The organism is Frankia sp. CoWAU3, from assembly GCF_977971855.1.
Window position 1 is genome coordinate 7,522 of the sequence record NZ_CDWWXB010000102.1, and the last position, 838, is coordinate 8,359.

The following is an 838-nucleotide window of genomic DNA, read 5'->3' on the forward strand; positions in this document are numbered from 1 at the left end:
CCCGGGACCTGACCGCACTGTTCGCCCACGTCGACGCCGAACTCGCCGCCCACGCCCAGACCGCACCCGGGGTCCTCGACAGCGACAAACATGTGATCAACCTGCTGTCCAAACGAGCCGGGACGCTGCACCTCGGCGTCGCGAACTACTGCTGGTTCATCGACCCCTCCCGCGCGCTCTGCCTGACACCCGCCGGCACCCCGACCGCGGACAAACCCCTGGCTGGCATGTGCGACTCCGCCCGCTGCCCGCAGGCCACCCACCACTCCTGCCACCGCGATGTCTGGGCCGAGACCGTCACCCAGACCACCGCCTTCCTCGGCACCCTCGGCCGCGCCCACACCCCCGAACGCGCCCGGCTACGCGGCGAACTCGCCCGCGCCCAACGAGTCCTCGACGCGATCGACGCCGCGTCTGGATCACACGACCCGACGTCCTACACCGAAAGCGAGTAGCCCATGCGCGTCAGCGACGCCCAGCGCCGTGACACCGAAGACCGCATCCGCGCCGCCGCCCGCGCGCTGCTACGCGGCGAACTACCACCCGGCGGCAAGTGCGACACCTCGACCCTCGCACGCCTCGCCGGAATCTCCCGAGCGACGCTCTACCGCGGCTACCCCCACCTCAAAGCCGAGTTCGACCAGCAGCTCGCCGACCTGAAAGCGTCTGGCCGCACCGTCGACCCCCGCGATGCCCAGATCAGCCGCCTCAAACAGGACAACGCCGACCTGCACCGGCACCTCGCCGAGCGCGACACCCAGCTCGCCGAACACGAAGCGTTCAAAACCCTGGCCATCTCCCGGCTCGCCGCCCAACACAACGAGATCCACCGGCTGCG

2 protein-coding genes are annotated in these 838 nt (G+C 70.3%); both read left to right on the forward strand.

The genetic code is table 11. The features are described from left to right. Window positions 1–455 (forward strand): hypothetical protein (locus AC08ON_RS10840; RefSeq protein ID WP_476616891.1); only part of this gene is annotated, 455 nt, incomplete at its 5' end. A gap of 3 nt (window positions 456–458) precedes the next feature. Beyond that, window positions 459–838: hypothetical protein (locus AC08ON_RS10845; protein ID WP_476616892.1), on the forward strand; the 380-nt coding region annotated here is incomplete at its 3' end.